The organism is Pseudomonas sp. PSPC2-3, assembly GCF_049898265.1.
Taxonomy (GTDB): domain Bacteria; phylum Pseudomonadota; class Gammaproteobacteria; order Pseudomonadales; family Pseudomonadaceae; genus Aquipseudomonas; species Aquipseudomonas veronii.
Map to the genome: position 1 here is coordinate 295117 of NZ_JAFCXJ010000008.1, position 26311 is coordinate 321427.

At 60.7% G+C, this 26311-nt stretch carries 26 protein-coding genes and 1 tRNA gene; 15 read left to right on the top strand and 12 right to left on the bottom strand.

Features of this window, described 5'->3' with window-relative positions:
• Nucleotides 1-30: 30 nt before the first annotated feature.
• From ACP7E3_RS19970 to ACP7E3_RS19990, 5 genes are read right to left on the bottom strand one after another with little or no spacing between them, the layout of a single operon-like run.
• On the bottom strand, nt 31-1059 hold the full coding sequence (locus tag ACP7E3_RS19970; protein WP_108524453.1) for an AbrB family transcriptional regulator: 1029 nt from the start codon (nt 1057-1059) through the stop codon (nt 31-33).
• A complete protein-coding gene (locus ACP7E3_RS19975) occupies nt 1052-2566 on the bottom strand; it encodes a tripartite tricarboxylate transporter permease (protein WP_046384377.1) in 1515 nt (504 codons plus the stop codon). Before ACP7E3_RS19975 ends, ACP7E3_RS19970 begins: the two co-directional genes overlap by 8 nt.
• A gap of 1 nt (nt 2567) precedes the next feature.
• Nucleotides 2568-3026, bottom strand: a complete 459-nt coding sequence (locus tag ACP7E3_RS19980; RefSeq protein WP_046384376.1) for a tripartite tricarboxylate transporter TctB family protein — start codon at nt 3024-3026, stop codon at nt 2568-2570.
• A 60-nt stretch (nt 3027-3086) separates the two neighbouring features.
• On the bottom strand, nt 3087-4076 hold the full coding sequence (locus ACP7E3_RS19985; protein WP_164887021.1) for a Bug family tripartite tricarboxylate transporter substrate binding protein: 990 nt from the start codon (nt 4074-4076) through the stop codon (nt 3087-3089).
• Between the two features lie 41 nt (nt 4077-4117).
• Complete coding sequence (locus tag ACP7E3_RS19990) at nt 4118-5410, bottom strand: OprD family porin (RefSeq protein ID WP_046384374.1); 1293 nt, start codon at nt 5408-5410, stop codon at nt 4118-4120.
• A 234-nt stretch (nt 5411-5644) separates the two neighbouring features.
• Between ACP7E3_RS19990 and ACP7E3_RS19995 the strand changes: the two genes are divergently transcribed.
• Together ACP7E3_RS19995 and ACP7E3_RS20000 are read left to right on the top strand one after the other, a co-directional pair.
• The gene (locus ACP7E3_RS19995) at nt 5645-6316 is read left to right on the top strand and encodes a response regulator (RefSeq protein ID WP_017844905.1); all 672 of its coding nucleotides are present in this window, start codon (nt 5645-5647) and stop codon (nt 6314-6316) included.
• Nucleotides 6309-7694 carry a sensor histidine kinase gene (locus ACP7E3_RS20000; protein ID WP_017844906.1) on the top strand — a complete coding sequence of 462 codons (1386 nt, stop codon included), beginning with the start codon at nt 6309-6311 and terminating at the stop codon, nt 7692-7694. The genes ACP7E3_RS19995 and ACP7E3_RS20000 overlap by 8 nt, the downstream gene beginning before the upstream one ends.
• Here the strand turns inward: ACP7E3_RS20000 and ACP7E3_RS20005 are convergent, their stop codons facing one another.
• Both ACP7E3_RS20005 and ACP7E3_RS20010 read right to left on the bottom strand, forming a co-directional pair.
• Complete coding sequence (locus ACP7E3_RS20005; protein WP_017844907.1) at nt 7695-8516, bottom strand: HDOD domain-containing protein; 822 nt, start codon at nt 8514-8516, stop codon at nt 7695-7697. It abuts the gene before it with no gap.
• Nucleotides 8517-8552: 36 nt separating this feature from the next.
• Nucleotides 8553-9494 carry a YgfZ/GcvT domain-containing protein gene (locus tag ACP7E3_RS20010; RefSeq protein ID WP_426124152.1) on the bottom strand — a complete coding sequence of 314 codons (942 nt, stop codon included), beginning with the start codon at nt 9492-9494 and terminating at the stop codon, nt 8553-8555.
• 139 nt (nt 9495-9633) lie between these two features.
• On the opposite strand from ACP7E3_RS20010, the gene ACP7E3_RS20015 reads away from it, so the two are divergent.
• Both ACP7E3_RS20015 and ACP7E3_RS20020 read left to right on the top strand, forming a co-directional pair.
• Nucleotides 9634-9888 (top strand): succinate dehydrogenase assembly factor 2, encoded by a 255-nt coding sequence (locus ACP7E3_RS20015; protein WP_057004969.1) that lies wholly within the window; start codon nt 9634-9636, stop codon nt 9886-9888.
• The gene (locus ACP7E3_RS20020) at nt 9872-10321 is read left to right on the top strand and encodes a protein YgfX (RefSeq protein WP_017844909.1); all 450 of its coding nucleotides are present in this window, start codon (nt 9872-9874) and stop codon (nt 10319-10321) included. Before ACP7E3_RS20015 ends, ACP7E3_RS20020 begins: the two co-directional genes overlap by 17 nt.
• Here ACP7E3_RS20020 and nadB read toward each other — a convergent pair.
• Nucleotides 10290-11906 carry an L-aspartate oxidase gene (gene nadB / locus ACP7E3_RS20025; protein WP_017844910.1) on the bottom strand — a complete coding sequence of 539 codons (1617 nt, stop codon included), beginning with the start codon at nt 11904-11906 and terminating at the stop codon, nt 10290-10292. The genes ACP7E3_RS20020 and nadB overlap by 32 nt on opposite strands.
• Before the next feature lie 462 nt (nt 11907-12368).
• Between nadB and rpoE the strand changes: the two genes are divergently transcribed.
• The 4 genes from rpoE to ACP7E3_RS20045 all read left to right on the top strand — a co-directional run bounded on the left by rpoE (nt 12369) and on the right by ACP7E3_RS20045 (nt 16221).
• On the top strand, nt 12369-12950 hold the full coding sequence (gene rpoE / locus ACP7E3_RS20030; RefSeq protein ID WP_003172477.1) for an RNA polymerase sigma factor RpoE: 582 nt from the start codon (nt 12369-12371) through the stop codon (nt 12948-12950).
• A 32-nt stretch (nt 12951-12982) separates the two neighbouring features.
• Nucleotides 12983-13570, top strand: a complete 588-nt coding sequence (locus ACP7E3_RS20035) for a sigma-E factor negative regulatory protein (protein WP_046384370.1) — start codon at nt 12983-12985, stop codon at nt 13568-13570.
• Nucleotides 13571-13586: 16 nt separating this feature from the next.
• Nucleotides 13587-14549, top strand: coding sequence for a MucB/RseB C-terminal domain-containing protein (locus ACP7E3_RS20040; RefSeq protein WP_046384369.1), 963 nt, complete (start codon nt 13587-13589; stop codon nt 14547-14549).
• A gap of 235 nt (nt 14550-14784) precedes the next feature.
• Nucleotides 14785-16221: a DegQ family serine endoprotease gene (locus tag ACP7E3_RS20045; RefSeq protein WP_177030268.1), complete on the top strand. Its 1437-nt coding sequence runs from the start codon at nt 14785-14787 to the stop codon at nt 16219-16221.
• A gap of 65 nt (nt 16222-16286) precedes the next feature.
• Here the strand turns inward: ACP7E3_RS20045 and ACP7E3_RS20050 are convergent, their stop codons facing one another.
• Nucleotides 16287-17720 (bottom strand): M48 family metalloprotease, encoded by a 1434-nt coding sequence (locus tag ACP7E3_RS20050; RefSeq protein WP_057004971.1) that lies wholly within the window; start codon nt 17718-17720, stop codon nt 16287-16289.
• A 95-nt stretch (nt 17721-17815) separates the two neighbouring features.
• On the opposite strand from ACP7E3_RS20050, the gene ACP7E3_RS20055 reads away from it, so the two are divergent.
• Entirely contained in the window at nt 17816-18055 is a 240-nt protein-coding gene (locus tag ACP7E3_RS20055; RefSeq protein ID WP_017844915.1) for a sulfurtransferase TusA family protein, read from the top strand.
• Nucleotides 18056-18087: 32 nt separating this feature from the next.
• Nucleotides 18088-19158 (top strand): AI-2E family transporter, encoded by a 1071-nt coding sequence (locus tag ACP7E3_RS20060; protein WP_017844916.1) that lies wholly within the window; start codon nt 18088-18090, stop codon nt 19156-19158.
• 38 nt (nt 19159-19196) lie between these two features.
• On the opposite strand, the gene ACP7E3_RS20065 is transcribed toward ACP7E3_RS20060, so the two are convergent.
• Both ACP7E3_RS20065 and ACP7E3_RS20070 read right to left on the bottom strand, forming a co-directional pair.
• Nucleotides 19197-19670: a peroxiredoxin gene (locus tag ACP7E3_RS20065; RefSeq protein WP_046384366.1), complete on the bottom strand. Its 474-nt coding sequence runs from the start codon at nt 19668-19670 to the stop codon at nt 19197-19199.
• A 10-nt stretch (nt 19671-19680) separates the two neighbouring features.
• Nucleotides 19681-20241: a glycine cleavage system protein R gene (locus tag ACP7E3_RS20070; RefSeq protein ID WP_003172487.1), complete on the bottom strand. Its 561-nt coding sequence runs from the start codon at nt 20239-20241 to the stop codon at nt 19681-19683.
• 273 nt (nt 20242-20514) lie between these two features.
• On the opposite strand from ACP7E3_RS20070, the gene dapA reads away from it, so the two are divergent.
• From dapA to ACP7E3_RS20095, 5 genes are all read left to right on the top strand, one after another.
• Nucleotides 20515-21393, top strand: a complete 879-nt coding sequence (dapA, locus tag ACP7E3_RS20075) for a 4-hydroxy-tetrahydrodipicolinate synthase (protein ID WP_017844918.1) — start codon at nt 20515-20517, stop codon at nt 21391-21393.
• Between the two features lie 17 nt (nt 21394-21410).
• Nucleotides 21411-22526, top strand: a complete 1116-nt coding sequence (bamC, locus tag ACP7E3_RS20080) for an outer membrane protein assembly factor BamC (protein WP_046384365.1) — start codon at nt 21411-21413, stop codon at nt 22524-22526.
• Between the two features lie 4 nt (nt 22527-22530).
• On the top strand, nt 22531-23289 hold the full coding sequence (locus ACP7E3_RS20085; RefSeq protein ID WP_017844920.1) for an MBL fold metallo-hydrolase: 759 nt from the start codon (nt 22531-22533) through the stop codon (nt 23287-23289).
• 27 nt (nt 23290-23316) lie between these two features.
• Nucleotides 23317-24030 (top strand): phosphoribosylaminoimidazolesuccinocarboxamide synthase, encoded by a 714-nt coding sequence (gene purC / locus ACP7E3_RS20090; protein ID WP_017844921.1) that lies wholly within the window; start codon nt 23317-23319, stop codon nt 24028-24030.
• A gap of 83 nt (nt 24031-24113) precedes the next feature.
• Nucleotides 24114-24203: transfer RNA gene (locus ACP7E3_RS20095), tRNA-Ser, on the top strand.
• 877 nt (nt 24204-25080) lie between these two features.
• Here the strand turns inward: ACP7E3_RS20095 and ACP7E3_RS20100 are convergent.
• The gene (locus ACP7E3_RS20100; protein ID WP_426124159.1) at nt 25081-25899 is read right to left on the bottom strand and encodes a DUF6236 family protein; all 819 of its coding nucleotides are present in this window, start codon (nt 25897-25899) and stop codon (nt 25081-25083) included.
• Nucleotides 25900-26311 lie beyond the last annotated feature (412 nt).

Here is a 26311-nt window from a genome sequence, read left to right on the forward strand (position 1 = left end):
CCGACAGGCGGTAGCGGCCCTCGGCAGCCGCTAGCCTTGGCGGTTCCAATGCCTGAACAGCGGCTCCGCCAGAAACAACACGAACAACAAGCGCATCACCTGCATTGCCGTCACCAACGGCACCGACAGTTGCAGGGTTTCCGCGGTCAAGCTCATCTCGGCAATACCACCGGGCATCATGCCCAGGGTCAATGAGCGCAGGTCCAGTTGGGTCATCGCACTCAAGCCCACGGCGGCCAGCGTCGCCAGCACCATGGTCAAGGCGGTGCCGATCAAGGTGCGCGCCATGAACGACGGCGCACTGCGGAAGAACTGACGATTGAAGTGGCAGCCCAACCCGCTGCCGATCAGCCACTGGCCGATCTGGCTGCCGCCGTCGGGCAGGCCGATGTGCAGGTCCCACGCCACACTGGCGGTGGCACTGACCAACAGTGGCCCGAACAACCATGGGTTCGGCTGACGCAAGCGTTGCCAGCCCCAGGCCACCAGCGCACCGGCGGGAAACAGCAGCGCCAGCCAGGCCCAGCTCACGGGGGCGGGATGAAACTGCGGCGCGCCACCGTCCAGCACGTACTTGAAGATCGCCGGTACGCACAGCACCACCACCAACACCCGCAAGCTTTGCCCCGCCGCGACCCGGCTGAGCACCGCGCCATTGCGCGCGCCGAGGTTGACCATCTCGCCGGAACCGCCGGGCATGCTGGAGAAAAACGCGGTGGCGCGGTCTTCGCCGCTGCGGCGCATCAACCACACGCCGACCACGCTCGACAGGCTGGTGACCAGCGCGCCGAAGAAGATCAAACCGAAGTGGCTCATCACCTGTTCGATCACCAGCGGAGTGAAGTGCAGGCCGATGCCGATGCCCACCACCCATTGGCCGCCTTTGCGCCCGCCGGGAATCTCCGCCAACTGCCACGGCGTGAGGCAACGCACGAGGATGATCGCCAGTAGCGAACCGACCATATACGGCAACGGCCAGCCGACCAGGCTGGCCAGGTAACCGCCGGCCAGGCCGACCAGCGGTGTTCCCCACCAGTGTTTAAAGCTGGCCTCAGACATCGGCCACGGCACGACGCTGCAACGCACGTTTGCGGTAGATGCGCGCCAGCGGTAACAGCAGCATCACGGCGGTCAATACCCAGACACCGAAGGTGATCGGGCTGGACCACAGGATCTCCAGCGCACCGTTGGAGATCGACAGCGCGCGGCGCAGGTTCTGCTCCATCAGGCCGCCGAGGATAAAGCCCAGCAACACCGGCGACAGCGGGAAGTCGAGCTTGCGCAGGATGTAGCCGAAGATGCCGATGCCGATCATCAGGAACAGATCGAACGTGGTGGCGTGAACCGCGTACACGCCGATCGCGGTGATGATCGCGATCACCGGCACCAGCGCCCAGTTCGGCACGGCGAGGATGCGCGTGAAGATGCGGATCATCGGGATGTTGAGGATCACCAGCATGATGTTGGCGATGAACAACGAGGCGATCAGGCCCCAGACGATATCCGGTTGCTGTTGGAACAACAGCGGGCCCGGCGTGATGTTGTACAGCGACAGGGCGCCGATCATCACCGCGGTGGTGCCCGAACCCGGCACGCCCAGGGTCAGCATCGGCACCAGCGCACCGCAGGCGGAGGCGCCGATGGCGGTTTCCGGTGCCGCCAGACCGCGCATGTCACCTTGTCCGAATTTACCGCTGGCCCCGGCCAGGCGTTTCTCGGTCATGTAGGCCACGGCTGACGCCAACGTCGCGCCGGCGCCGGGCAATACGCCCATGATGAAACCGAGCAGGCCGCACCGGATGTTCACCACAAATACCGACGAGGCTTCCTTCAGGTTAAACATCATCCGCCCGGTGGCTTTCACTGCTTCCTGGCCACGGTGGGTTTTTTCCAGCAGCAACAGGATCTCGCTGATGGAGAACAGGCCCAGCACCAACACCACGAACTGGATGCCGTCGGTCAGGTGGATGTTATCGCCAGTAAAGCGGTACACGCCGCTGTTGGCGTCGATGCCCACCGCCGACAGGAACAGGCCGATCAGCGCCGCGACAAAGGTCTTCAGCGGTTTATCGCCGGCCATGCCGCCGAGGCAGACAATCGCGAACACCATCAGTACGAAATATTCCGCCGGGCCGAAGGCAATCGCCCACTTGGCCAGCAGCGGGGCAAACAGCACCATGCCGCAGGTGGCGATAAACGCGCCGATGAACGAACTCCACGCCGACAACGACAAGGCCACACCGGCCAGGCCTTTGCGGGCCATCGGGTAACCGTCGAGGGTGGTCATCACGGTGGAGGCTTCGCCCGGGATGTTCAGCAGGATCGAACTGATACGCCCACCGTATTCGCAGCCCAGGTACACGGCCGCCAGCAGGATCAACGCCGACTCCGGCGGCAGGCCCAGGGCGAACGCGATGGGGATCAGCAGCGCCACGCCGTTGATCGGGCCCAGGCCCGGCAGCAGGCCGACCACGGTGCCGATCAAGGTGCCGCACAGCGCGGTCACCAGGTTGTAGGGGGACAGTGCCACGCCGAAGCCCTGGCCCAAATAGCCGAAAGTATCCATATCAGTTCTCCAGAACGTCGAGCAGGCCGAGGGGCAGCGGAACATCCATGGCTTTATCGAACAGCAGATAAAGGCCGACGCTCATCAAGGTGATGATCACCGCACCGGGCAACCAGCGGCCGCCATACAGCCGTGCCATCGGAATGCCGATCAACATGCTGCTGAGAATGAAACCGAGGGATTCGAAGGTGGCGGCAAACACGATCAACAGCGCCACGCAGATGCCGATCTTGATCAGGGTGGCGCGGTCCAGCGCGGGTTCTTCCTCAGTGTGTTTGGTCGGCTGCGGGCGAAACAGCATGTAGATCAGCGCCAGGCTCATCAGCCCAAGCATCAGCAGCGGGTAGGCCCGAGGCCCCACGGGTTCGTAGGAAAACGACGCCTGGTAGGGCCAGGCCATCAAGGCCAGGCCCGCGCAGGCCAGCAGCAGCGCGGCGGCGAATATGCGTTGTAAGAGCATGTTGAACTCCTGGGCCACGCCCCTGGTTCAGCAGGGCGTGGCCGCGCGACAGAGGGGCGATTACTGGATCAGGCCGAACTCTTTGGCCAGCACTTTGTAGTCCGCTACCTGCTTCTTCACGTAGGTGTCCAGCTCCGGGCCGGTCATGGCGAACGGGAACAGTTCGCGCTGGTCACGCAGCTTGGCGAAGTCTTCGGAGGCCAGCAGTTTGTCGAAGGCGTCTTTCCACCAGGCGTAGTCGGCATCGCTGACTTTTGGCCCAAGGTAGAAACCGCGCACCACTGGCCAGACGATGTCGTAGCCTTGCTCTCTGGCGGTCGGAATATCCTTCATTTCCGGCTCGTCCAGGCGCGCTTCGGAGAACACCGCGAGCAAGCGCATGTCTCCACTCTGGATATGGGGCATGGAATCGGAGATGTCGGTACTGCCCACCTGGATGTGGTTGCCCATCAGCGCGGTGACAATTTCACCGCCACCTTCCAGCGCCACATAGCGCAGGTCGCGCGGGTTGATCCCGGCGGCCTTGGCGATCAGCGCGGTTTGCATCCAGTCCTGGCTACCCACGGTGCCGCCGGAACCGATGACCACTTTGCTCGGATCTTTCTTCAGCGCCTGCACCAGGTCGTCGAGATTTTTGTAAGGCGAATCGCTTTTCACCGCGATGGCGCCGTAGCTGGTGCCGACCGCCGCCAGCCAACGCACGGCGCTTTCATCGAAGCGCCCGAACTTGCCCTGGGCCAGGTTCAACAGCGAGCCGCTGGACCAGGCCACCAGGGTGCCGCCGTCTGCAGGGCGCTGTGCGACCACGGCGTTGTAGGCCACTGCGCCCACGCCACCGGGCATGTAGGTCACGCGCATCGGCTTGCTCAGCAGCTTCTGGTTGACCAGCGCGCTTTGCGCCAGTTTGCAGGTCAGGTCAAAACCACCGCCAGGGGAGGCCGGGGCGATGCATTCCGGGCGCTTGGGTTCGTCGGCGGCCAGCAGTTGGCCGGCGAACAGCATGCAGCCGGCGGCGAGGGCGAATTTACGCAATGAAAGGGTCATGGTTATCTCCGTCGTTGTTGTTATGAGTGGCTATTACCAGGCACTGCTTACCAGAGCGCGACGCTGTAACTGACCAGCAGGCGTACTTCATCCGCATCACGCGCTGAATAGTTGGAACGATACGTCGCATTGCGCAGGCGCACGGCGACATCCTTGAACGTGCCGCTTTGCACCACGTACTTGATCTCGCTGTTGCGTTCCCACTCCTTGCCGGTCTCGCCGTTCTTGAGCTTGATATGGTCACCCGATAGGTAACGGCTCATGAAACTCAGGCCGGGAATCCCCAGCTTGGCGAAGTCATAGTCGTAGCGTGCCTGCCAGGAGCGTTCCTCGGCGCCGGCAAAATCGTTGATCTGCACGAAGTTGACCAGGTACGGGTCGCTGCCATCCACATACGGAAACGCACTGTCGCCGGACATGTGCTGGTAGCCGGCGCTGAGCTTATGGCCATTGAGGGCATAGCTGAACAGGCCGTTGAGGGAGGTGTTGTCGATCTTGCCGCCGCGGGCGGCGCCGGTGTCGTCGCTGATCGCCAGGCGCAGATCGGTGGCGAAGGTGCCGGGGCCCATCGGGCGCGCAGCCACCAGGCCGAGGAAGTGCTGGCGGTACACGTCGTCGAGTTGGGCGAAGTGATAGCTGCCGGTGATCTTGTCGGCGAACTTGTAGTCCACGCCGCCGAAATTGAAGTGCTTGCCGGTGGCGCCGCTGAGGAAACGGCTGTTCTTGTTGTTGAGGGCGATGTCCTCGTAGTTGGTGTCGTCGCGGTCCTTGGCCTTGTCGAGACGGCCACCGGTGAACACCAGGTTCTTGAACTCTTTCGAGGTGATCAGGCCGCCGTTGAAGGTTTGCGGCAGGATGCGGCCGTCGTTGGGCTTGAGGATCGGCAGCTCGGGGATCAGCGCGCCGACTTTCAGTTCGGTGGCGGAGATCTTCACTTTGCCGGTCAGGCCCAGCTTGGAATACTCGTTGGCGGCGCGGCCATCGTCGTGGGTGGGCAGCAGGCCAGTGCCGGTGCGGTCGGGGCTGGAGTCGAGCTTGACGCCGAGCATGCCCAGCGCATCCACGCCAAAGCCGACGGTGCCATCGGTGTAGCCCGATTGCAGGTTGAGCATGAAGCCCTGGGCCCATTCGTCGCGCTTGGATTGCTGGGCGCTGGTGCCGTCGCGAAAGTCGCGGTTGAAGTACATGTTGCGGGTTTCCAGGGTCGCGCTGCTGTCTTCGAAGAAGGCGGCTTGGGCAAGCGGCGAAAAGCCGGCAAGGGTGGCGGCGCTGGCAAGGGCGGTTTGGGTCAGGCGGGAAAAACGCACAGGCGTGCAAGCCTGGGGCTGTGTCGACAGCATCGTTGAGTACTCCGTTATTGTTCTTATTTGACGAAAACGCTTCGAGGCGTTTTTCGGGCGCTACGGATCAGGCAGCTCGGCGGGCATGGCCTACCGTGGCTGGATGCTAAAGGGTGAAGCTTTCACTAACCTTTCAGTTGCCTTTCAATGTTTTCGGGCTTCACAGCCCAGGCGGCGCCTGTAAACTGCCTCGCAGAGCGTGGCGCCGACCACCCCCGAATGAGGTAGAAATCCATGCGTGTCCTCCTGGTTGAAGACCATTTGCAACTGGCCGAAAGTGTCGCCCAGGCGCTCAAGAGCACGGGTCTGACCGTCGATGTGCTGCACGACGGAGTGGCCGCGGACCTGGCCTTGGGCAGTGAGGAATACGCCGCGGCGATCCTCGATGTGGGCTTGCCGCGCATGGACGGTTTCGAGGTGTTGGCGCGCTTGCGGGCGCGTGGGAAAAATCTGCCGGTGCTGATGCTGACGGCGCGCAGTGATGTGAAAGACCGTGTGCATGGCCTGAACCTGGGCGCCGACGATTACCTGGCCAAGCCGTTCGAGCTGACGGAACTGGAGGCGCGGGTCAAGGCGCTGTTGCGGCGCAGCGTGCTCGGCGGCGAGCGCCAGCAGGCGTGCGGCGTGCTGGTCTACGACCTCGACACCCGCCGCTTCACGGTCGGCGGCGAGCTGCTGACCCTCACGTCCCGCGAGCAAGCTGTGCTTGAAGCGCTGATCGCCCGCCCGGGCCGGGTGATGAGCAAGGAGCAACTGGCCGCCCAGGTGTTCGGCCTCGACGAAGAGGCCAGCCCGGATGCGATCGAAATCTACATACACCGCCTGCGCAAGAAACTCGACGGCCAGCCTATCGCCATCGTCACCTTCCGTGGCCTCGGCTACCTGCTGGAAGCGCGCGATGCATAAGCCCAGCAGTCTGCGCTGGCGGCTGCTGTGGAACCTCGCGCTGTTGCTGGTGCTGTTGATGGTCGCCAGCGGCATGAGCGCCTACTGGAACGGCCGCGAAGCCGCCGACACCGCCTATGACCGCACCTTGCTGGCCTCGGCACGCACGATTGCCGCCGGCCTGACCGAGGTCGACGGCAGCTTGAGCGCGAATGTGCCATATGTGGCCCTGGACACCTTTGCCTACGACAGCGCCGGGCGGATTTATTACCAGGTCAATGACATCGACCAGAAGCTGATTTCCGGTTACGAAAACCTCCCCGGCCCGCCGCCTGGCACGCCGCGCACCGATGATTACCCGGCATTGGCACGGTTTTACAACGCTACGTACCAGGGCCAGGCCGTGCGCGTGGTGAGCCTGCTCAAGGCGGTTTCCGAACCGAACATGAACGGCATGGCGGAAATCCGCGTGGCCGAGACCGATGAAGCCCGCGTCAGCATGGCCCGCAGCCTGATGGCCGACACCTTGCTGCGCCTGGGCATGCTCGCCATCGGCGCGCTATTGCTGGTGTGGTTTGCCGTGAGCGCGGCGTTGCGCCCGCTGGAGCGCTTGCGCACGGCGGTGGAAGAGCGCCAGCCCGACGATCTGCGGCCGTTGCCGCTGGTCGAGGTGCAGCTCGAGTTCGGCCCGCTGGTGCGTTCCATCAACCATTTCACCGAACGCCTGCGGGGCCAGTTCGAGCGCCAGGCACAGTTTATCGCCGATGCGGCCCACGAACTGCGCACGCCGCTGGCCGCGCTCAAGGCGCGCCTGGAACTCGGCCTGCGCGCCGAAGACCCGGCCACCTGGCGCAGCACCCTGGAAACCGCCGCGCAAGGCACCGACCGCCTGACCCATCTGGCCAATCAATTGTTGTCCTTGGCGCGCATCGAAAACGGCGCACGGGCGATTGCCGAAGGCGGGGCGCAATTGCTCGACCTCAGCCAACTGGCCCGCGAACTGGGCATGGCCATGGCGCCGTTGGCCCATGCGCGTGGGGTCGCGCTGGCGCTGGAAGCCGACGAGCCGGTGTGGCTGCGCGGCGAACCGACGCTGCTCAACGAGCTGTTGAGTAACCTGGTGGATAACGCCCTGGCGCATACGCCGCCTGGCGGCAATGTGATCCTGCGCGTGACGGCACCGGCGGTGCTGGAAGTGGAAGATGATGGCCCGGGCATTCCGCTGGACGAGCGCGACCGCGTGTTCGAACGCTTCTATCGCCGCAGTCAGCAGGGCCTGGGCTCCGGTCTGGGCCTGGCGATTGTCGGCGAAATCTGTCGCGCGCATCTGGCCCAGATCAGTCTGCATGATGGTGAACCGACGGGCTTGAAAGTGCGCGTCAGTTTTGTCGCCGGTTGATCAGTAGAACATCGACCGCGCTTCATCCAGTTCCGCACGCACGCTGTCGCTGTAAAGGTCCAGGCGCAGTTTCTTGACTGCCGGCAGGTTGGTGATCGGTACATCCGCCAGTGGATGCGCGGTGCCGCGATGGCAATACAGCACGGCGACTTGCACCAGGTCGATATAGTCGAGGCTGGCGGAGTCGCGTTCCAGGTCCAGGTATTGGCCCGGAAGCTTGACCAGCATCTCCGGGAAGTCCCAGCCACGCAGGAGTTTGTCGCCGAGCATTGGGTGACTTTTCTCGATCATGTGGTTGAGGCTGACCGGGTCAGAGAGCAACTCGTAATGGTCTTCGGCATAGGTCAGGATCGGCAGCACACCGATCTGGTGCACCAGGCCTCCGAGCGCTGCCTGGTCCGGCTTGAGCTGGCTGTGGCTGCGGCACAGCGCGTAGCTGACGCCCGCCACTTCCAGGCTGCGGCGCCAGACGTCGCGCATTTTCTGTTCGATCACTTCGGAACGGGCGTGGAAGATCTGCTCCATCACCAGGCCGATCGCCAGGTTGCTGCTGTAGTTGGTGCCCAGCCGGGTGATGGCGGTGTGCAGGTCGGTGACTTCCTGCGTCGCCCGCAACAACGGGCTGTTGACCACTTTGATCAAGCGCGCCGACAGCGCGGTGTCGCGACCGATCACTTTGCTCAAGTGGCTGATGCCGATTTCCGGGTCTTCGGCGGCCTGACGAATGCTCAGGGCCACTTCCGGTAATGTCGGCAGAACCAGGTCATCGTTGTCGATGGCCGCAATCAAAGCCTGTTGGACTTTTTCCGCCAGCTCGTTCATTCATGCTCTCTAAGGTGTTGCAAAGGGGTGCGACGATCAGTGCTGGATCTCTCGATCACGATCCAATTGGTAGGGCAGGTCAAGTAGTTGCAAACCGGGACCTTCGAGGGTGCCTAAATGCACATCACCACTCTCGGCTGCTTCGGCTTGCAGAACCGCCAGAAGTTCCACCATTTGGTCAGCTTTTGCCGCGATCACCACTTCGCCGATCGAGCTGTTGTGGCTGGGAGAAAACAGCGGCGTGCCTGGCTCGGGCAATTCAGCGGTATTCAGGCTCAGGCGGTACAGGCGACGCTTGAGTTTGCCCAGGTATTGCATGCGCGCGACGATTTCCTGGCCGGTGTAGCAGCCTTTCTTGAAACTGACGCCGCCCACGGCCTGCAGGTTGAGCATCTGCGGGATAAACAGCTCGCGGGTCTGCGGCATGACCTGGCCGATACCGGCGCGCACCTGGCCCAGCAGCCAGTCATTCAAGTCAGCCGTTTGCAACTGCGCGGCCAATTGGCTGCGCACAGCTTCGGCTTGCTCGGCGGGCGCCCAGAGTTCGACGCGACCAGGGGATACGCGGATGGCGATCAATTGTTCGCTGCGGACGACGCTGTCGGTCGCGGCCGGCAGTTCCAGGCCCAGGCTCGCCAGGGCATGATCCGCGTTCGCCAGGCCGAAACGTGCCCAGGCGGCGCTTTCGTCGGTGAGTTTGGATTTGGAGAACACCGCGTATTTCTTCAGGTCGGCCAGTTGCGGTTCCAGCAGCTCGGTGGCCATGGCCAAGAGCACGCCATCACCTTGCAGCAGGATGCGAAAGCTCGACTGCATGCGCCCTTTTTGCGTGCAGCGCGCGCCGAGGCTGGCCTGGGTGTCGCTCAGGTAGTTGAGGTTGCAGGTGAGTTGGCCCTGCAGGAACTTGGCAGCGTCGGCGCCGCGGACGGCGAGAACGCCTTCGTGGGTCAGTGGGCAGAAGAAAGCAGAGTCGGCCATGGGTCATCGCAGGTCAAAAAGTCTAGGTGCATCATAGAGGGGCGCCCGACAAATGGATAGTTTCTGTAGGGGGCGACCAAAGCCGACTGTTCCGCTGCCTTGGGGCCTGTATACTTGCAATCTATTTGAGGAGCGTTCCATGGTCGAAGATGTAGAACTCAATCGCCTCTACTGGCACAGCCGTCGCGGCATGCTTGAGCTGGACGTGTTGCTGGTGCCATTCGTCAGAGAGGTTTACTCGACCCTTAACGAGGTGGATCGCAAGTGTTACGTGCGCCTGCTGGAATGCGAAGACCAGGACATGTTCGGCTGGTTCATGGAACGCGCTGAATCGGAAGACCCGGAGCTGCAGCGCATGGTTCGGATGATCCTGGATCGTGTCCAGCCCAAGTAATCCCGCCTTCGAATGCCGCTGGCAGGCCTCGCGGCTGTTGCTGGCGGCCTATCTCCTGGCCCAGTCGTCCGCACTGGGTGCGCTGCTGCTTGTCGATTTGCCTTATTCAAGCCTTGGCCTGTTGCTGTGCCTGGCTCACGCCGCCTGGGTTATCCCGCGCCATATCCGGCTGACTCACCGTTCGTCGATTCGCGGCCTGCGCCGTGACGAAAGCGGGTGGCAGTTGTGGAGCGAAGCGCGCGGCTGGCACCGCGTGCAACTGCGTCCCGACAGCCTGGCGTTGCCGTTGATCGTGGTGCTGCGCTATCGGGTGCAGGGCGAATGGGCGGTGCGGTCGATCTGTGTGCCCAAGGATTCGCAGGCCGCCGATGTACACCGGCGCCTGCGGGTTCGCCTGAAGTTCAGTCGGCGTAGGTGGTTGGCACCAGAATAGTATCGCGGGCCTCGGGCAGCATCTGCGGGTAGTCGAGGGTGTAATGCAGGCCGCGGCTTTCCTTGCGCTCCATGGCCGAGCGGATCATCAGTTCCGCCACTTGGGCCAGGTTGCGCAATTCGATCAGGTCGCGGCTGACTTTGTAGTTGCTGTAGAACTCGTCGATCTCATCCAGCAACAGTCGCACGCGGTGTTGTGCGCGTTGCAGGCGTTTGTTGGTCCGCACGATCCCTACGTAGTCCCACATGAAGCGTCGCAGTTCGTCCCAGTTGTGGGCGATGATCACGTCTTCGTCCGAATCGGTCACCTGGCTCGCGTCCCAGCGGGGCAGGGCGGCTGGGACGGGGATCTGCGGCAGTTGTTCAAGGATGTCCGCTGCCGCCGAACGCGCATAGACGAAACATTCGAGCAGCGAGTTGCTGGCCATGCGGTTGGCGCCGTGCAGGCCGGTGAAGCTGGTTTCGCCGATCGCGTACAGGCCGGGCACGTCGGTGCGCCCGTGTTGGTCGACCATCACGCCGCCGCAGGTGTAGTGCGCGGCCGGCACCACCGGGATCGGGCCTTTGGTGATGTCGATATTGAAGGCCAGGCAGCGCTCGTAGACCGTCGGGAAGTGAGTCTTGATAAACGCTTCGGGCTTGTGGCTGATGTCCAGGTAGACGCAGTCGATGCCCAGGCGCTTCATTTCATGGTCGATGGCGCGGGCGACGATATCGCGCGGGGCCAGTTCGGCGCGCGGGTCGAAGCGTTGCATGAAGCGCTCGCCATTCGGCAGTTTCAGGTGCGCGCCTTCGCCGCGCAGGGCTTCGGTGATCAGGAAGCTCTTGGCCAGCGGGTGATACAGGCAGGTGGGGTGGAACTGGTTGAATTCCAGGTTGGCCACCCGGCAGCCCGAGCGCCAGGCCATGGCGATGCCGTCGCCACAGGCACCGTCGGGGTTGCTGGTATAGAGGTAGACCTTGGCCGCGCCGCCCGAGGCGAGAATGGTGAAGCGCGCGCCGTAGGTGTCGACTTCGCCGCTGTTGCGGTTGAGTACATAGGCGCCGAGGCAGCGCTCGCCCGACAGGCCCAGGCGTTTCTCGGTGATCAGGTCGACGGCGACCCGTTGCTCAAGCAGTTCGATATTCGGGCGTTGGCGGGCTTGTTCGAGCAGGGTCCTGAAGATCGCGGCCCCGGTGGCGTCGGCGGCGTGGATGATGCGGCGGTGGCTGTGCCCGCCTTCGCGGGTCAGGTGGAACTCGAAGCCGCCGTCATCGCTGCCCGCGTGATCGTCACGGGTAAACGGCACGCCCTGGTCGATCAGCCATTGAATGGCTTCGCGGCTATGTTCGACGGTAAAGCGCACCGCATCTTCGTGGCACAGGCCGCCGCCGGCGTTGAGGGTGTCTTCGACGTGGGACTGCACCGTGTCGGTGTCGTCCAGCACGGCGGCAACACCGCCCTGGGCCCAGAATGTCGAGCCATTGGCCAGGTCGCCTTTGCTCAGCACCGCAATGCGCAGGTGGCTGGGGAGGGTCAGCGCAAGGCTCAGGCCGGCTGCGCCGCTGCCGATCACCAGGACATCGTGTTGAAACTGTTGGCTCATTTGAAGGATTCCGCAAAAAGCGATCCACAGGGGCTGGCGCAAACAGGACGCCTGGATCGGCGAATCAAAGGGTCACACGGGCTACTAGTATATAGAGGGGGGGAGCGGCACAATAGCCGCGCATTCGTGGCAATGTGAAATTACGGTGCACGGCCAAGGTAAATGGACCGGTTATTGAAGTGGGAACTTTTTGCATAAGCCCCGACTCAATAGCAGGTTGCCCGAAAGCTGGGAAAACGTTGAGTTTATTGGCCCGTCGGGAGCATTGGACGCGTCAGGAAACCGGCGACAAGATTATTCGCGCAGCCGGCATTGCCCGCGCTGCGTTTTTCGTGTGTGCCAAATCAGTGCATGCCGGAAACTTGCTTGGAGGGGAGAACTTTTGCGGAAAGTCCGAGTCTATGTTTGCAAGCCTGATCGTTCAGTTATGCAAGCCTCCTTCAAGTACAACGAGGAGTGTTCATGCTAACCCAGGAAGAGGATCAGCAGCTGGTCGAGCGCGTTCAACGCGGCGACAAGCGAGCTTTTGATCTGCTAGTGCTGAAATACCAGCACAAAATTCTCGGGTTGATCGTGCGGTTTGTGCACGACACCCATGAAGCGCAGGACGTTGCACAGGAAGCCTTTATCAAGGCATACCGTGCGCTGGGCAATTTCCGCGGTGACAGCGCGTTTTACACGTGGCTCTACCGCATCGCCATCAACACGGCGAAGAACTATCTGGTGTCTCGCGGACGCCGCCCACCAGATAGTGATGTCAGTTCGGAAGATGCAGAATTTTACGATGGTGATCACGGCCTCAAAGATCTCGAGTCGCCGGAGCGTGCATTGCTGCGCGACGAGATCGAAGGCACCGTTCATCGCACTATTCAGCAACTGCCAGAAGATTTACGGACGGCGTTAACTTTACGTGAATTCGATGGTCTGAGTTATGAAGACATTGCGAGCGTCATGCAGTGTCCGGTGGGGACTGTAAGGTCACGGATTTTCCGGGCCCGGGAAGCCATCGATAAAGCCTTGCAACCGTTGTTGCAGGAAAACTAAAGACAGCGGCGACAGCCAAGAGAGGAACCGCCATGAGTCGTGATGCCCTGCAGGAATCGCTGTCCGCAGTGATGGATAACGAAGCGGATGAACTGGAACTTCGTCGGGTGCTCAATGCATTCGGTGATGCCGAAACCCGTGATACCTGGTCTCGTTACCAAGTCGCTCGGGCGGTGATGCACAAGGATCTTCTAATCCCTCGTCTGGATATTGCTGCGGCCGTTTCTGCTGCACTGGCTGATGAAGCCGTTCCGGCAAAAGCTGCGCGGGGGCCATGGCGTAGCCTGGGTCGCCTGGCAGTGGCCGCTTCGGTGACTGTTGCCGTTCTGGCTGGTGTTCGCCTGTACAACCAGGACGAAATCGCCGGTGCCGAACTGGCCCAGCAGACTCAGCAACCGATCATGGCTGGCCCGCAAGTCAAGGGCCCCGCCGTACTGGCAGGCTACAAGGAAAGCTCCGACACTACCGGCCCGATGGCGAACGGTGTGCTTCAAGGGCAATCCGGCTGGCAGGATCAGCGTCTTCCAGGCTACCTGCGCCAACACGCACAGGAATCGGCCTTGAAAGGCACTGAAAGCGCTCTGCCTTATGCTCGCGCGGCAAGCCTGGAAAACCGTTGAACCGTTGAGGAGCACTATGCGCGCCATACCGCTCCTTACGCTTTTGCTCAGTGGTTGGTTTGCACTCCCCGCCCACGCCGATGATGCCCAAGACTGGTTGACTCGACTTGGGCGTGCTGAGCAACAGCAAAGCTTCCAAGGTACGTTCGTCTACGAGCGTAACGGCAATTTTTCTACCCACGACATCTGGCATCGTGTCCAGGACGGTCAGGTTCGCGAGCGGCTTTTGCAGCTCGACGGTTCGGCTCAGGAAGTCGTGCGGGTAGACGGTCGGACGCAATGCGTCAGCGGCACTCTTGTCGCCGGCCTCGGCAATTCGCGTGATGCCCCTTCACGTGCGCTTGATCCGCAAAAAATCGCGCAATTCTATGAACTGGCCGTCATCGGTAAATCTCGCGTGGCCGGTCGAAATGCGGTGATTGTGTCGATCACTCCGCGTGACCAATACCGCTATGGTTTTGAGTTGCACCTGGACCGCGAAACCGCGTTGCCCCTTAAATCCCTGCTGGTGAACGATCAGGGGCAGTTGCTGGAGCGTTTCCAGTTCACGCGATTGAACACCTCGGTCACGCCGGATGATCGCGACTTGCAACCCACTGGCGATTGCACGCCTATTGCAGTGGCCACGGCTAAAGCGCCCGAGGTGCAACCTGCCCAGGACTGGCATCTGGAATGGTTGCCGCCGGGTTTCCAGTTGACCAGCAGCAATGCGCGCAAAGACACCCAGACCAAAGCGACGGTCGACAGTCGGATGTATGAAGATGGGCTGGCGCGGTTTTCGGTATTTCTTGAGCCGATCGGCGAATCCGGCGTTACCGAAACCCGTACCCAGTTGGGCCCGACGGTGGCGGTGTCGCGTCGGCTGAATACGGTGGATGGCGAAATGATGGTCACGGTAGTGGGCGAAATCCCCATGGGCACCGCCGAGCGCATCGCGCTGTCGGTGCGCGGTGAAAAAAAACCAGCCGCCAAGCCGTGAATCGTTAATCTTATGTTCATCCTGGCCTTTCACCCTACGTCCATGCGAGGTTGGCTGCCGAGCGTCATGAAATGTCTGGTCCAGCATTTTCACTTGCAAAAATCTCTCATATTTTTTATAGGTCAGGGCTTGTCGGCGCTGACCATGTTTTGTTCGCGGAACGGAGATGTCGGTCACAGTTTCCGGCGTTTCCAGAACCCTGTCGCCCAACCCTGCTCGTCGTAACGGGAGCTGTATGTCGATACCACGCTTGAAGTCCTATTTATCCATAGTCGCCACATTGTTGGTGTTGGGTCAGGCCGTGCCCGCGCAAGCGGTCGAGCTGCCTGATTTCACCCAATTGGTCGAGCAGGCCTCGCCTGCCGTGGTGAACATCAGTACCACGCAAAAACTGCCCGAGCGCAAAGTCTCCGACCAGCAGATGCCGGACCTGGAAGGCCTGCCGCCGATGCTGCGCGAGTTCTTCGAGCGTGGCATGCCGCAACAACGCGCGCCCCGTGGTGGCGGTGGCCAGCGTGAAGCGCAGTCCTTGGGCTCAGGCTTCATCATCTCGCCCGATGGCTACATCCTGACCAACAACCATGTGATTGCCGACGCTGACGAGATCCTCGTCCGTCTGGCTGACCGCAGCGAGTTGAAAGCCAAGCTGGTCGGCACTGACCCACGTTCCGACGTGGCGTTGCTGAAGATCGACGGCAAGGACCTGCCTGTGCTGAAACTGGGCAAGTCCCAGGACCTGAAGGCCGGGCAATGGGTCGTGGCGATCGGTTCGCCGTTTGGCTTTGACCACACCGTGACCCAAGGCATCGTCAGCGCCATCGGCCGCAGCCTGCCCAACGAAAACTACGTGCCGTTCATCCAGACCGACGTACCGATCAACCCGGGTAACTCCGGTGGCCCGCTGTTCAACCTGAACGGCGAGGTGGTCGGCATCAACTCGCAGATCTACACGCGCTCCGGTGGCTTCATGGGCGTGTCGTTCGCCATCCCGATCGACGTGGCCATGGACGTTTCCAACCAACTCAAAAGCGGCGGCAAAGTCAGCCGTGGCTGGTTGGGCGTGGTGATCCAGGAAGTGAACAAGGACCTGGCCGAGTCCTTCGGCCTCGACAAGCCGGCCGGTGCGCTGGTCGCTCAGATCCAGGACGACGGCCCGGCAGCCAAGGGCGGCCTGCAAGTCGGCGACGTGATTCTGAGCATGAACGGCCAGCCGATCGTCATGTCGGCAGACCTGCCGCATTTGGTGGGCGCGCTCAAGGCGGGCAGCAAAGCCAAGCTGGAAGTGATCCGTGAAGGCAAACGCCAGAACGTTGAACTGACCGTCGGCGCCATTCCGGAAGAAGGCGCGACCCTCGATGCCCTCGGTAGCGCCAAGCCGGGCGCCGAGCGCAGCAGCAATCGCCTGGGTATTGCCGTGGCCGAGCTGACGGACGAGCAGAAGAAGGCCTTCGACCTGAAAAGCGGCGTGGTGATCAAGGAAGTGCAGGACGGTCCTGCCGCGTTGATCGGCCTGCAGCCAGGCGATGTGATCACTCACCTGAACAATCAGGCCATCGACAGCACCAAGCAGTTCACCGACATCGCCAAGGCGCTGCCGAAGAACCGTTCGGTCTCGATGCGCGTCCTGCGTCAGGGCCGTGCCAGCTTCATTACCTTCAAGCTGGCTGAGTAACACCGGCGCATCAAAAAGCCCCGCCTTCGTTTAACGAGGGCGGGGCTTTTTTGTGGGCGGTGGGTTTAGCCCATCATTCCTTTCACCAAGCGTTCCTGTTCGATCAGCTCACGCTGGCGTGCGTCGATACGTGACGACAGTGGGAAGTTGCTGCCGGCACGGCGCTTGGCGAAGTCCAGTTGTTGAATGGCTTGCTGGAAGTCGCCGACCAGGGCGAAGTACTCGGCGCGCGCCTGGTGCAGGCCGATGATATTGCCGGACAAGCCGCGCGTTTCGGCGACCTGGTACCACACGTCCGGATCGTCCGGGCGCGACTTGAGCAAACCGTCCAGGGCCTTTTCCGCATCGGCGGTGCGGTTCTGTTTGAGTAAAAGGTCCACTCGCACCTGGTTCAGCGGATAGTTGCCGGGGTACTGGGTGAGCATCCGGTCAGTGCGTTGCTGGGCATCCGGCAAGCGGTTGTTGGTGATGTCCAGTTCGATCTGCGCCAGGTTGTAGGTAATGTCGTTGGGCGACTTGGCCAACAGCGGGGCCAGGTTTTCCCGGGCTTCCTTGAGCTTGGTCCCCTTGATTTGGGCGATGGCCAGACCATAGCGCGCCACGTCGCTTTTCGGGTTTTCGTCCAGTTGGGCCTGGAAGCGCTTGGCGGCGAGGCCTGGCGTGTCTTCGTATTTCAGCTGCACCCGTGCGCGAATCAATTGATAACGCAGGCTGTCTTCGGTGCCGCCGAGCTTGGCCTGTTCGGCGCGGTTGCGGGTGTCGGCGATGCGCGATTCGGTCACCGGGTGAGTCAGCAGGAATTCCGGCGGCTTGGCGTCGAAGCGGTATTGACGCATCAGGCGCTCGAACATGGTCGGCATGGAGCGTGGGTCGTAACCGGCTTTCTCCAGGTTGAGGATGCCGATGCGGTCGGCCTCTTGTTCATTCTGGCGCGAGAACCGCCGTTGTTCCTGGATCGCCGCAGCCTGGGTGCCGGCAATTGCAGCAATGCCGGCGTCGCCCGCACCGGCTGCGGCGGCAATGATGCCGCCGAGCATCGCGGCCATCATCGGGATCTGCATGCGCTGTTGCGCTTCGACGCCGCGCGCGAAGTGGCGTTGGGACAAGTGAGCCAATTCGTGGGCCAGCACCGAGGCGTATTCACCTTCGGTCTGAGCGTTGAGGAACAGCCCGCCGTTGACCCCGACGATACCGCCAGGTGCGGCAAAGGCGTTGAGCTGCGGGCTGTCGATCAGGATGAATTCCAGGCGGCGGTCATTGACCTGGCTGGTCTCCACCAGTTTGTACACGCTGGTTTCGACGTAATCCTTGAGCTGCGGATCGTTGAGCTGCGCCACCTGGCCGCGTAAGTAGGCAAGCCAGGCGCGACCCAGTTGGTATTCCTGTTGCGGCGAGACAATGGCTGAGCTGGCGTCGCCAAGTGACGGCAGGTCGTCGGCAAAGGCCGGGGAGGCCAGCAGGCAGGCCAGCGTCAGCAGGGTGGGGCGCAAAAAAGTCATGCACAGAGCCTTTCGACAAAGAGCTTACTGTAGCCGGACACTGAGCGTCGGACCAGATATTCTAAGCAACCTGAACGCTTGCCCGGAGTAAAACCATGACCGACGCTGTAGCCTTTGATGCCGAACTCGATGCCAGCGGCCTCAATTGCCCGTTGCCTTTGCTCAAGGCCAAACTCGAACTCAATCGATTGGCCAGCGGCGCGGTGCTCAAAGTCATCGCCACGGATGCCGGTTCCCAGCGTGATTTCCGCACCTTTGCCAGGCTGGCCGGTCATACCCTGGTGCATGAAGAAGACGCCGCCGGTGTCTACCGTTATTGGTTGCGCAAGGCCTGAAGCGTCCGCTTCCCACCACCCGAGGTTGATTGATGTTCAAAGTGTTACGAGACTGGATTCAGCGCTACTTCTCCGACGAGGAAGCCGTGGTGCTGGCGGTCCTGCTGTTCCTGGCCTTTACCGCCGTCCTCACCCTGGGCGGCATGCTCGCTCCGGTGCTGGCGGGGATGGTGCTGGCCTACCTGATGCAGGGGTTGGTCACCACCCTGGAGCGTCTGCGCTTACCGGGCGCGGCGGCAGTGGGGCTGGTATTTGCTTTGTTCATGGGGCTGTTGCTGGTATTTATCGTGGTGGTCGTGCCACTGCTGTGGCACCAGTTGATCACCCTGTTCAATGAGTTGCCCGGCATGCTCGCCAAATGGCAGTCGCTATTGCTGCTGTTGCCGGAGCGCTACCCGCATCTGGTGTCGGATGAGCAGGTATTGCAAGCCATCGAAGTGGCGCGCGGCGAGATCGGAAAGTTCGGGCAGTGGGCGGTGACCTTTTCCCTGTCCAGCCTGCCGTTGCTGGTCAACATCATGATCTACCTGGTGCTGGTGCCGATCCTGGTGTTTTTCTTCCTCAAGGACCGCGCGATGATCGGCCGCTGGGTAAGTGGCTATCTGCCGCGTGAGCGTGCGCTGATCACCCGGGTGGCCGAGGAGATGAACCGGCAGATCGCCAACTACATTCGCGGCAAGGTGATCGAGATCATCATCTGTGGCGGCGTGACCTACATCGCCTTTATTGCCCTGGACCTGAACTACGCGGCGCTGCTGGCATTGTTGGTGGGCATTTCAGTGGTGGTGCCGTATGTCGGCGCGGTGGTGGTGACGGTGCCGGTCACGTTGATCGCCTTGTTCCAGTGGGGCTGGAGCGACCAGTTTATCTACCTGATGGCGGTGTACGGCATCATCCAGACCCTGGACGGCAACGTACTGGTGCCGCTGCTGTTCTCGGAGGCGGTCAACCTGCATCCGGTGGCGATCATCTGCGCGGTATTGTTGTTCGGCGGGTTGTGGGGGTTCTGGGGCGTGTTCTTTGCGATCCCTCTGGCGACGCTGTTCAAGGCGGTGCTGGATGCATGGCCGCGGCAGGAACCGGTGGTGGCGCCCTTACTCTGAAGCGAGGGGAGGGCGCGTGCGCCCTCTCCCGATGATGCTCACGCGTTGTGCAAAGCCTGGGCGGCCGCCAGCACGGCGTCCACATGCCCTGGCACTTTCACGCCACGCCATTCCTGGCGCAGCACGCCATCCTTGTCGATCAGGAAGGTGCTGCGATCCACGCCCAGGTATTCCTTGCCATACAGCTTCTTCAGCTTGATCACGTCAAACAGCTGGCAAACCGCTTCGTCCTTGTCGCTGATCAGCTCGAACGGGAATTCCTGCTTGCCCTTGAAGTTCTCATGGGACTTCACGCTGTCGCGCGACACGCCAAACACTTCGGTGTTGGCTGCCTTGAACGCCGCGTACTGGTCACGGAAACCCTGGCCTTCGGTGGTGCAACCCGGGGTGCTGTCCTTCGGGTAGAAGTAGATCACCACTTGCTTGCCCTTGAGGGCTGCGAGGCTGAAGGTCTGGCCGCTGGTGGCCTGGGCTTCGAAATCGGCTACGGGTTTGTCGATGACTACCGCCATGGGGGCTTCCTTACATTGGGTTCTGTGGGCGCCACGGCTCGATCAAGGCGTCGAGGTTCAGGGCATCGGCGAAGTCGAGGAACTGGTCGCGCAGCCAACTGATCTGCACGCCGGCCGGCAAGGTCACGGTAAACGTGGCGTTGAGCATGGTGCCGCCGGTTTGCGGTGCCTGGTAGGTGTCGCAGGTGAGGTTTTCCAGCTCGACGTTATGGTCGATGAAGAACTGGCACAACTCGTTGACGATGTCCGAGCGGTAGGCCGAGCTGACATACGCCACATAAGGCAGGGCCTGCGGGCGGTTTTCCAGCGCGGCGCTGCGTACCACATTGACGGTGAAGTCGTGCTTCTTGGCCAGGCCCGGCAGGCCGGTCTCCAGGCGTGCCAGGGCGTCCCAGGTGCCGGAAATCTGCAGCACCAGCGCACTGCACTCGCCATGGCGGGTGAGGCGAGAGGTGACGACGGCGCAGCGGTTTTCATGGCTGGCGCGGCACAGGACGTTGGTCAGCTCCATGGGGTTGGCGCCGAGGGCACTGATAACAAGGAATTGTTCGCGAACTGTGGGGGTGGACATGCAGCCTTCCTAAAACGATGAGCGGTCGATACGGTGAGGGCTGTATCGATCAAAGCATGAAGGGTAGCGAAAAGCGTCGCCAAGGGATAGGAGGTGGCGTTTTCATTGCGTGATCGGCGGGTTTTTACCCCGTCTCGACCCGCACTTTCGCGCAATGATGGCAATGCCCGTCGTTTAGTTGCGCCAGAACGCATCCTCAGGCGGTACTTCGCTTGTACAAGCATCTTGGCGCCAGTACCATTACGGCTCTCTTTTTCCGGCAGGAGCGGTTGCATGATTGCGGGCAGTATGGTGGCACTGGTCACACCCATGGATGCACAAGGTCGTCTCGACTGGGATAGCCTGGGCAAACTGGTGGACTTCCACCTGCAAGAGGGCACCAACGCCATTGTGGCGGTCGGCACCACAGGTGAGTCGGCCACTCTCGACGTGGAAGAACACATCCAGGTCATCGAGTTCGTGGTCAAGCGTGTCGCGGGCCGTATCGCCGTGATCGCCGGTACGGGCGCCAACTCGACGCGTGAAGCGATCGAGCTGACCAGGAACGCCAAGAAAGCCGGCGCCGACGCCTGCCTGCTGGTGACCCCGTACTACAACAAGCCGACCCAGGAAGGCCTGTACCAGCACTTCCGCACCATTGCCGAAGCGGTCGATATCCCGCAGATCCTCTATAACGTGCCAGGTCGCACCGCGTGCGACATGAAGGCCGAGACCGTGATCCGCCTGTCCACCGTGCCGAACATCATCGGCATCAAGGAAGCCACCGGCGACCTGCAGCGCGCCAAGGACATCCTGGCAGGCGTGAGCAGCGACTTCCTGGTGTATTCCGGCGACGATGCCACCGCTGTCGAGCTGATCCTGCTGGGCGGCAAGGGCAACATCTCGGTGACCGCCAACGTGGCCCCGCGTGCCATGAGCGACATGTGCGCCGCCGCCCTCGCCGGCGATGCCGTGACCGCGCGTGCGATTCACGAGAAGCTGATGCCGCTCAACAAGACACTGTTTATCGAATCCAACCCTATTCCCGTGAAATGGGCGCTGTTCGAGATGGGCATGATGCCGGACGGTATCCGTCTGCCGCTCACCCGCCTCAGCGAAGCCTGTCACGAACCGCTGCGACAGGCCCTGCGCCAGTCCGGCGTCCTGGTTTAATTGAGGAAGCACTACGCATGAAGCGATTGGCCGGACTTTCCGCACTTGCCTTGATTATCTCCAGCACCAGCGGCTGCGGTTGGATCTGGGGCCCGGAAGGCTACTTCCGTGACCGCGGCAGCGATTACCTGGAAGCACAAGCAACCAAACCGATGCAACTGCCGCCGGACGTCAATGTCGCCAAGCGCCTTGACCCGTTGCTGCCGATTCCGCGCAATGTCGCCGACGACACTGCCAAGGGTGAGTACGTGGTGCCGCGTCCACAGCCGATCTCGGCCGTGGCGAATACCAGCGACTACAGCCTGCAGAAGAGCGGCGATTCGCGTTGGATCGTGGCACAGCGCCCACCTGCCGAAGTCTGGCCGGTGGCGGTGCAGTTCTTCCAGGACAATGGCTTCCGCATCGACGAGCAGCGCCCGCAGACCGGTGAGTTCACCACGGCGTGGCAGCAGGGCAGCGAGCTGTCCGCCAGCATGGCCAAGCGTTTGCAGTCCGGCGGTATCGCCGCTGACAGCGAAGCCCGTGTACGTGTACGCATCGAGCCTGGCGTGCAGCGCAATACCAGTGAAGTCTATGTGGTCAGCGCCGAGCGTCCTGCCGGCAGCACATCCAACGTCGAGTTCACCAACCGCTCGGTCAACACCGGCGTCGACGCCGCACTGGTCGACGAGATGCTGGCCAGCATGAGCCGTATTTCCGAGAAGGGCGGTTCGATCTCCCTGCTCGCCGCACGCGATTACGATACCCCGAGCCGCGTCAGCCTCACCGAAGACGGCAGCGGCAACGTGGTGCTGAACCTGGGTGAAGATCTGGACCGTGCCTGGGCCAGTGTCGGTCGCGCGTTGGAACAAGGCCCTTGGCGTGTTGAAGACATCAACCGCAGCCTGGGCCTGTACTACATCAACGTGGCGGAAAAAGCCGAGAAGAAAGACGCCGAGCCAGGTTTCTTCAGCAAATTGTTCGGCAGCGCGCCGACCAAGGAAGAGATCGAAACCCGCGCCGAGCGTTATCAGATTCGTTTGAGCAAGGTTGGCGACAGCGTGCAAGTCACCGTCGAGAAGAACATCAACACCGTTGCGCCAGCTGAAACAGCGCGCAAAGTGTTGGGCGTGATTCAGGACAACCTGGGCTGATCCGATGCGTTTTGCCGTTCTCGGCAGCGGTAGCCAAGGGAACGGCACGCTGGTCGCTCAAGACGACACGTATGTGCTGGTGGATTGTGGTTTCTCGTTAAGGGAAACCGAGCGGCGCCTGCTGCGCCTGGGGGTTCACCCCTCGCAGCTGAGCGCGATTCTGGTGACCCACGAACATGCCGACCATGTGCATGGCGTGGGTTTGCTGTCTCGGCGCTACAATCTTCCGGTGTACCTGAGTCGCGGCACCTTGCGCGGGATGCGCAAACCCATTGAACCCGCAGGCTTCCTGGCCGGTGGCGAGCAGTTGCAGATCGGTGCCTTGAGCATCGATGTGATTGCCGTGGCGCATGACGCCCAGGAGCCGACGCAGTATGTATTCAGTGGCGGCGAGCGACGTTTCGGCGTACTCACCGACCTGGGCTCCTACTGCGCCAAGGTGCTGGACGGTTACCGGGATCTCGATGCATTGATGATCGAGTCCAACCACTGCCGAGACCTGTTGGCTCGCGGTCATTACCCGTACTTTCTCAAGCAACGGGTGGGCGGCGAACTCGGGCATTTGAACAACCACCAGGCGGCGTACCTGGTGTATGAGTTGGGCTGGCAAGACCTGCAACACCTGGTCCTGGCCCACCTGAGCAGCAAGAACAACCTGCCGCAGCTGGCCCGGCAATGTTTTGTCGATACCCTTGGGTGCGACCCGGACTGGCTGCAACTGGCCGATCAAGATTCAGGGCTCGACTGGCGACACATCGCCTAGCCCACCTCACTCAAAGCGGAGCCCATCATGGAAAAACGTGAAGAACTCTACCGCGGCAAAGCCAAGTCGGTATACAAGACCGACGACGCCAACCGCCTGATCCTGCTGTTTCGCAACGACACTTCGGCGTTCGACGGCAAGCGCATCGAACAACTGGATCGCAAGGGCATGGTGAACAACAAGTTCAACGCCTTCATCATGCAGAAACTCGAAGCGGCCGGCATTCCGACCCAATTCGATAAACTGCTGAGCGACAACGAATGCCTGGTCAAGAAGCTGGACATGATCCCGGTCGAATGCGTCGTGCGTAACTACGCCGCTGGCAGCCTGGTCAAGCGCCTGGGCGTGGAGGAGGGCCTCAAGCTCAACCCTTACACGTTCGAGCTGTTCCTGAAGGACGACGCCAAGGGCGACCCGTTCATCAACGAATCCCACGTCGTGGCGTTCGGCTGGGGCACCGCCGAGCAACTGGCGCGCATGAAGGAACTGTCCCTCAAGGTCAACGACGTGCTGAGCAAGCTGTTCGACGACGCCGGCCTCTTGCTGGTCGACTTCAAGCTTGAATTCGGCGTGTTCCACGACGGCTCCATCGTCCTGGGCGACGAATTCAGCCCGGACGGCTGCCGCCTGTGGGACAAGGACACCAAGAAGAAGATGGACAAGGACCGCTTCCGCCAAGGCCTCGGTGATGTGATCGAAGCCTACGAAGAAGTCGCCAAGCGCCTCGGCGTACCGCTGTAATCGACGCAAGCATCTGATAGCACGGAAAAAAATCGCTTCGGCGCTTTGCTTTCCAGAGACAGGCTGTTATGATGCGCGCCGTTGGAGAGATGCCAGAGTGGCCGAATGGGACGGATTCGAAATCCGTTGTACCTTCACCGGTACCTAGGGTTCGAATCCCTATCTCTCCGCCATTATTGAATACGACTAAGCCCCTGAAATGGTTGAACATTTCAGGGGCTTTTTCGTTGTTGGGGTTTGGTTTAGGGTAATTCTCAAGGCTCGCCCAGCAGCCTTCCATCACTCATAAGGATTTGGTGATGCGATACCCGCTACCGCGCCTTGTTGCGCGGCTCTCCCGCCGCTGCCTACTCAAGCAATGTGGTGGTCTCCGTAGAAGGCACAGCAGGCGTTATTCAGTACGCCGAAGCGCGCACGTACCTGCAGCTTTTGGATCGGGGTGAAAAAACCATGAACTCCCCCGAAAGCGAATATCACTTCGAGCTGAAAGATGCTTACTTTGTTCGAGTCCGTGTTGATGCTGCCAAACGCGCACCGATTCTCTTTCGAATGTCTTGCCAAAACTGGGGGGGGGGGGGGCCGTGGTACGCCGGGCTCGAGGGATCTACTCGTGGGAGCCGGTCCCGATCACATGGCGCGCGAGGTGGAAGCCGCATTGGCCTGGTTGCAACATCAAGGTGAGCAGGGCCAGCGGTTAGCCAAATTGGCGAGCTTGCGCTATCTACCGGAACGGGAGCTGTCCGTTGCTGAGCAGATGCGGCTGCTGGGACTGGAGCCATCGGCGGATAGGACTTATCGCAACTGGGCCCAGCGACTGCATGATCGAATGATTGCTGAGTTATCGAGACGCTCTGAGAGACGCGGTACTTGACCAGCTGTCAGCTGATAGTGCGTCAAAGTTTAATCACTGTGTCGTTGCGGAAAAACACTTGAAACGCCTACTTTGTAGGTTTTCTGTTAGAGAGTAAAAAGATCTCAGGTTGGTTGCTTGCATCTCCGCATAGGACGGATCCCCATTGCTATCGAGTTATAAAAGTTGGACGAGTGATGTCATATTTTGTTGAGGTTGACCAAATAAGAGAGCGCCTTTAGATCCTTCGGGATTTCAGTCGCTGTAAATAGTTTTGCAGGTTCAAGGCTAATGAAATCCAATGCTTCTTTGATGACCTGATTTTTGTCTCCTGTTAGTAAAGCACTGGCCAACGAAAAAGTGCTTTCGATGTTAAGGCTGATGTTGAAGCTGGAAGCAACTCTTCGTAGTAGGCCTTTCGTAGCTGAGGCATTGACGTTGGTTATGGATTTTTTGAGGTTTGCTATTGCTGTCACTAAAGCTCTCTCGGTGTCTGGCTGAGAAAGAATCAGTTGGTAGATGTTGTCCAGATGACTTCGAAATTCTAATAGTTCATCTTTTCTCTTGTCTTTGTAGTTTAATATGTCATCGAAAGATGATTCTGGGCTTGGAATCGGTAGGCATTCATAAATTTTTATTTCGATCCCTGGGTTCTTCGTAAGCTGGTTCTCGCTCGGAGAGAGCTTGTGATTCGCCAGGCTCCACTGCCCAGGTTGGACGCTATGGCGTATCTTCAGGGCATTTTCGATTAGGTTTAGTTTTGTGTGCTTTGGCTGAAATGTAGAGCCCTCGTCGTGCAGCGTGTGTTCTAAGATTCCGGCGCTCTCGAGAAATTTATCGTCAGGTGTTGATTCAAAACCTATTCTGGTAGTTTTTGGGATGTCAATTTTGTCAAAGTAAAGTAAGTATTTTTTAAAGGTGTCAGGGTGAATGGTTCCTAAGTAGCTAATGTTTTTATGTGCCTCGAGATCTAGTGAGGGTGCTATAACTATCCCTCTCATGTTGTTTTCAATAGTCATGTTGTGTGTACTTTATAAGTTGGGTCTGATTTTAAGTTAAGTTATCAGGGGTTGCTGATTGAGTCTAGTGAAGGCTTTTAAAAGTTCTAATTGATAACGTTTCGCACGCATCAAATTTCCCCGGCGATGAGCGAGAGTAAACCCAGGCTCTATAGCTACCACTGGCAAAATACTCGACTCGGCTGGCTCCGGGATCATCCACTTTGTGCTGAATGCTCTCGTCGCGGTCGCACCGGCGCCGCAGTGATCGTGGACCCTTTGATCCCCACCACGGCGACGTACATCTCTTCTGTGACCGCGACGGCTTCTCCACAACCCGATCATGGCGGGTGTCTGACTGCAAAATTTTTTTATGATTTCAGTTTGGCGTTTCTGAGTGTGGGGGAGTATCAGGACACGGCAAACAGATGAA

Excerpts from the sequence above, each read along its gene's own strand:
- ACP7E3_RS20065 (WP_046384366.1), bottom strand. The coding sequence starts at position 19,670 with ATGGCGGTAGTCATCGACAAACCCGTAGCCGATTTCGAAGCCCAGGCC.
- ACP7E3_RS19975 (WP_046384377.1), bottom strand. The coding sequence starts at position 2,566 with ATGGATACTTTCGGCTATTTGGGCCAGGGCTTCGGCGTGGCACTGTCC.
- ACP7E3_RS19970 (WP_108524453.1), bottom strand. The coding sequence starts at position 1,059 with ATGTCTGAGGCCAGCTTTAAACACTGGTGGGGAACACCGCTGGTCGGC.
- ACP7E3_RS20055 (WP_017844915.1), top strand. The coding sequence starts at position 17,816 with ATGACCGACGCTGTAGCCTTTGATGCCGAACTCGATGCCAGCGGCCTC.
- ACP7E3_RS19980 (WP_046384376.1), bottom strand. The coding sequence starts at position 3,026 with ATGCTCTTACAACGCATATTCGCCGCCGCGCTGCTGCTGGCCTGCGCG.
- bamC (WP_046384365.1), top strand. The coding sequence starts at position 21,411 with ATGAAGCGATTGGCCGGACTTTCCGCACTTGCCTTGATTATCTCCAGC.
- ACP7E3_RS19990 (WP_046384374.1), bottom strand. The coding sequence starts at position 5,410 with ATGCTGTCGACACAGCCCCAGGCTTGCACGCCTGTGCGTTTTTCCCGC.
- dapA (WP_017844918.1), top strand. The coding sequence starts at position 20,515 with ATGATTGCGGGCAGTATGGTGGCACTGGTCACACCCATGGATGCACAA.
- ACP7E3_RS20005 (WP_017844907.1), bottom strand. The coding sequence starts at position 8,516 with ATGAACGAGCTGGCGGAAAAAGTCCAACAGGCTTTGATTGCGGCCATC.
- ACP7E3_RS20015 (WP_057004969.1), top strand. The coding sequence starts at position 9,634 with ATGGTCGAAGATGTAGAACTCAATCGCCTCTACTGGCACAGCCGTCGC.
- ACP7E3_RS20035 (WP_046384370.1), top strand. The coding sequence starts at position 12,983 with ATGAGTCGTGATGCCCTGCAGGAATCGCTGTCCGCAGTGATGGATAAC.
- ACP7E3_RS20045 (WP_177030268.1), top strand. The coding sequence starts at position 14,785 with ATGTCGATACCACGCTTGAAGTCCTATTTATCCATAGTCGCCACATTG.
- ACP7E3_RS20010 (WP_426124152.1), bottom strand. The coding sequence starts at position 9,494 with ATGGCCGACTCTGCTTTCTTCTGCCCACTGACCCACGAAGGCGTTCTC.
- ACP7E3_RS20100 (WP_426124159.1), bottom strand. The coding sequence starts at position 25,899 with ATGACTATTGAAAACAACATGAGAGGGATAGTTATAGCACCCTCACTA.
- purC (WP_017844921.1), top strand. The coding sequence starts at position 23,317 with ATGGAAAAACGTGAAGAACTCTACCGCGGCAAAGCCAAGTCGGTATAC.
- ACP7E3_RS20000 (WP_017844906.1), top strand. The coding sequence starts at position 6,309 with ATGCATAAGCCCAGCAGTCTGCGCTGGCGGCTGCTGTGGAACCTCGCG.
- ACP7E3_RS19995 (WP_017844905.1), top strand. The coding sequence starts at position 5,645 with ATGCGTGTCCTCCTGGTTGAAGACCATTTGCAACTGGCCGAAAGTGTC.
- ACP7E3_RS20060 (WP_017844916.1), top strand. The coding sequence starts at position 18,088 with ATGTTCAAAGTGTTACGAGACTGGATTCAGCGCTACTTCTCCGACGAG.
- ACP7E3_RS20050 (WP_057004971.1), bottom strand. The coding sequence starts at position 17,720 with ATGACTTTTTTGCGCCCCACCCTGCTGACGCTGGCCTGCCTGCTGGCC.
- ACP7E3_RS20085 (WP_017844920.1), top strand. The coding sequence starts at position 22,531 with ATGCGTTTTGCCGTTCTCGGCAGCGGTAGCCAAGGGAACGGCACGCTG.
- nadB (WP_017844910.1), bottom strand. The coding sequence starts at position 11,906 with ATGAGCCAACAGTTTCAACACGATGTCCTGGTGATCGGCAGCGGCGCA.
- ACP7E3_RS20070 (WP_003172487.1), bottom strand. The coding sequence starts at position 20,241 with ATGTCCACCCCCACAGTTCGCGAACAATTCCTTGTTATCAGTGCCCTC.
- rpoE (WP_003172477.1), top strand. The coding sequence starts at position 12,369 with ATGCTAACCCAGGAAGAGGATCAGCAGCTGGTCGAGCGCGTTCAACGC.
- ACP7E3_RS20040 (WP_046384369.1), top strand. The coding sequence starts at position 13,587 with ATGCGCGCCATACCGCTCCTTACGCTTTTGCTCAGTGGTTGGTTTGCA.